Source organism: Slackia sp. (assembly GCF_977041755.1).
Map to the genome: position 1 here is coordinate 1 of NZ_CDRRGL010000155.1, position 4,093 is coordinate 4,093.

The following is a 4,093-nucleotide window of genomic DNA, read 5'->3' on the forward strand; positions in this document are numbered from 1 at the left end:
CAGGCCTTGGTGGGCGAGGGGCGGCGTGAAATCCGCGACAAAAAACCGCCCCAGCGTCAGCGGAAGACGTCGGGGCGGGATCATGCGTGGCAAGGGCGCTCTTGATGAAGCTCCGTGCCGTACACGGGCTTTATTTGGCCAAGGACTCGAGGTCGATTTCCATCAGGCGCTTAATCGCCAGGATATAGGTGCGCATGGCGCGACGCAGCGTTTCCTCGGAAATACCCTCATCGGCGCCGTGCATGGGGCCGACCCACTCGGGGTATTCGTCATGCGGATCTTCGGGGCCGAAGCTCGCAGCGCACGGGAATTCGCGCGCGTAGGTGCCGCCGCCGATGGTGAACGGGTCGCCGTCAAGGCCGGTGGCGTCGTGATACGAAGAAGCGAGCATTTGAATCGCCGGGCTTTTCGGGTCGACGAGGAACGGAACCATGAGCAGCGTATTTTCGCAGGTTGCATGGTACTCATCGGCAACGTCGGAAAGCTTGGCCTGTAGTTCTTCGCCCGTAGTGGACGAAGGATAGCGAATGTCGATGGTGAGCTCCAAGTGGGCATCGACCATGTGAATAGTGCCCGCGATGCAGGTCAGCGGATCGAAGTAAGCGTCGGCCGTGTCGATTCCTATGGAGCTGCCGTCGGTGGAGTCCATGATCTTCACGGCGAGACGCAGGAACTCGGCCTCGTCCTCGCTGCAGAGGTCGTGCTCAAGCGCATAACGCGCGAGCATGCCAATGGCGTTGACCGTGCCCTCGGGCAGCGATGCATGGCCGCCCTTGCCTGTGGCGACGATCTTTGCGCAGCCGTCGCCGGCGTCGGTTACTTCGAAGCCGGCAGGCGCAGGCAGCTCGGCGGCGTTTGCCTTCACGACGAGGGTTGCCTGGCTGGGGACGGCGTTGGTGGCCGCGTCGCCCGTGGTGAAGTCGACGATATTGCCGCCCTCGAGCTTCTTCGACGTAATCAGGCCGTCGAAACCGCCCTTTTCGCCGTAGCACACCGAGAATTCGGCATCGGACGTGAACAGGAATGCGGGAGCTTTGTGGTGGGCGAGGTAATAGCCCACGTCTTTCATGGTTCCGGTTTCCTCGTTGGTGCCTACAAGCATGCGAATGGTGTAGGGGAGCTTCTTGCCTTCGGCTTCGCAGCGCTCGGCGAAAAACTTCATGGCGTACAACGAAACGACAAGCGGGCCTTTGTCGTCGAGTACGCCGCGGCCGATAAGGAAGCCGTCGCGGCGCTGCATGGTCCACGGGTCGCTTGTCCAGCCGACGCCCGGCACCACAACGTCGGCGTGGCAAATCATGCCGAGCTGGGTTTCGCTTTCGCCTTCGAGGTCGGCCCAGCCGATTTCGCCCGCCTCATCGGTGGTCGGAAAGCCCAGGCGAGAAGCCAAATCGAGCGCTGCCGTCATGCCGGCGTGCGCGTCGGGGCCGCTGGGGTGCTCGGGCGTGGCGGCGTCGAAGTCGACGACGCTTGGAACAGCGACGAGATTGCCGATTTCTTCGACGATCTCTTCCCAATGAGCGTCGATCCAGCTGTCGGCTTCGGCAAGGAATGCCGCGTCTTTCATTTCTGCCATAATCCCCTCATCCTCTCTCTTGTTCGGGGTAGATGGTTTCATTTTACCGCTTGGCGATGCTCGCGCTCGGGTCATGCGGTAATTTGGACAAGCTGTTATCGGGCGTTAGTCATACCAGCTTTCGACTTGCGCCTTTCGCTGGTCGAGCACGCGTTTTTGGCCGCGCATGTCCTGCATGTTGAGCCGAAGCGCTTTCATATCGGCATTGCTCGTTTTCGACAGCGGTTGCGAGACGATGTCGGCGATGGCTTTGCGGACGCGCTTGTATTCGCGTTTTTCGCCCCACTTCATGGCGCGTTTGGAAACGTGGTATTCGTCATCGAGGCGTCTCAGCAATTCGCGGGCTTCGTCGAGCTCGCGAATACGTTCGCGTTCCTCGGCATCGGATGCGGCGTTTTCGCCTTCGGCGGCGTGCGCGGTCTCGTTGAACCCCGTGGGAATCTCGTTCGTCTCAACGATGGCTTCGTCTTTTCGATCGAGATTGTTGACGCCAATGGTGAGCAAGCCTGTTTTATCCACGTCGAAATTGACCGTGACTTTCGGAACCCCGGCTGCCGACCAGCGAATATTTCGAAGGCGAATGCGCGCGATGCTTTCGCAGTCTTTCGCCAAAGGGCGATTTCCGTAAACGACATGGAATTCCATTGCGGTTTGATACGACGATGCCGTAGAGAACAACTCCTCTTGGTGAATCGGCAACGTGCGTCCTCGCCTTACCACGGCGTGGGCGCGGCCATCGGGAAGCTCGATGGCGATGTCGAAGGGGAGTTTGCCGCTGGCACAGTCGAGCTGAACGCTCGTCGAGCCTCCTGCTTTTTGGTTTCGCGAGAACTTGCTTTTCCCGACATTGATATCGACGGTCTTCTTTGCCATGGAAGGCCACACCCTCTCGTGAATCGTTCGGTTTTTAAGCGCGCTTTCCGAGCACACTATTTCTCCATTAGCCCTGTTGTAGCAAAAAACATGCCTATGCATAAGGGCCGATTGCGCACGAATGCTGCGACTGTCGGCATGATGTTTGCTCAGGGTACGTTGGCTCGCGTTCGCGATACGGGGTGCGAGCCGGCTGTCTTATCTGTGCGGCGCTCACGGACAGAGCGTCGCCAGGCTCCTTTTACGGCTTTACAACTGAGCATGCGATGCGGGACTGCGCTGTTTGGCACGCTTTTTGCTCAGTTCCTATGCATCAAGGTGGTTGCATATATGAAACATGAGAAAGAGGGGTTTCGCGCATGAGCAAAGAGTACCCAATCCTCGGCTCCCCGCTGAAGGTCAATGGCGTTACGCTGAAGAACCGCATGATTACCACGTCGATGTCGCCTGGTTTGGGCTATGTTACGCCCGACAATCGTCCCACCCAACGTCTCGCGAATTATCTTGAAGAGCGCGCCGCTGGCCAGACGGCAATGATTATTCAGACCATTGTTCCCTGGAGGCGCAATGAGCTCGAGGCGAGCAATCCGATGATTCATGCTCTGCCTTCGTGCTACGACGAGACGTGCATTCCCGACTTGAAGAAATATATGGTCGATCCCGTGCACAAGCATGACGGCCTTATTTGCGCTCAGCTTTATTGCGTGCATGATTGGAAGCCCTCCGACGAGCTTCCCGAAAGCGCGTATGGCCCCTCCGATATCGCCATTCTGAAATTCATGAGCGGCTTCAAGGCCATGTCCATCGAGCAAATCCACGACTTCCAGAAGCAATACATCAATGGCGCTCGCGTCATCAAGGAAGCTGGCTTCGACGCCATCGAGGTTATGGCGGGCGTTGGCGGCATTATGAGCCGCTTCATGGCGAAGGCGACGAACAATCGCACCGATGAATACGGCGGAAGCATCGAGAATCGTGCCCGCTTCGCATGCGAGGTCATCGCGGGCGTGCGTGAGGCCTTGGGCCCCGATTTCCCCATCGTCGTTCGTTGGAGCCCGGTCGACTTCATCAAGAGCCCGGCTGGCGAGGGCCTTTCCATGGAGGAAGCGCTGCAGATTGCGCCCATGCTTGAAGAGGCTGGCGCCGACTTGCACGATTTGGCCGTGGGTTGGCACGAGACGAGCGAGCCTTTGACCACGAAGGTTATCGAAGATTGCCACTGGACGTGGATTTCCCAGAAAATCAAGACCGTCGCCAAGAAGCCGGTGGCCCAGGGTTACCGCAATACCGACCCGACCGCTATGGAGCAAGCTCTTCAGGCGGGCAAGGTCGATGTGATCGCTGGCCTTCGTTACAGCATCGCCGACCCCGACCTTCCTCGAAAGGTCATGGAAGATCGAACCTGCGATATGCGCAAGTGCATCGTGTGCTGCCGTTGCCTCGATGACGTGGTGAGCCAGGGCAAGCCGATGAATTACTGCGGCGTGAACCCCCATTTGGGCGCAGAGCTCGATCATGAGATGTACCCGAAAGCGGAGAAGAAAAAGCGCGTGATGGTCGTGGGTTCTGGCCCGGCTGGCATCAATGCGGCCGTGTGCGCCGTTGAGCGCGGCCATGAGGTCGATCTTTACGAAGCAGGCCCCC

General features: G+C 58.8%; 3 protein-coding genes. 1 reads left to right on the forward strand and 2 read right to left on the reverse strand.

The window, feature by feature from the left end:
• Positions 1–130: 130 nt before the first annotated feature.
• Positions 131–1,576 (reverse strand): Sapep family Mn(2+)-dependent dipeptidase, encoded by a 1,446-nt coding sequence (locus ACWI8T_RS08725; RefSeq protein ID WP_449138666.1) that lies wholly within the window; start codon positions 1,574–1,576, stop codon positions 131–133.
• A 105-nt stretch (positions 1,577–1,681) separates the two neighbouring features.
• Positions 1,682–2,449, reverse strand: coding sequence for an Hsp70 family protein (locus tag ACWI8T_RS08730; RefSeq protein ID WP_449138667.1), 768 nt, complete (start codon positions 2,447–2,449; stop codon positions 1,682–1,684).
• A 359-nt stretch (positions 2,450–2,808) separates the two neighbouring features.
• Here ACWI8T_RS08730 and ACWI8T_RS08735 point away from each other — a divergent pair.
• The coding region (locus tag ACWI8T_RS08735) for an oxidoreductase (protein ID WP_449138668.1) at positions 2,809–4,093 on the forward strand (1,285 nt) is incomplete at its 3' end.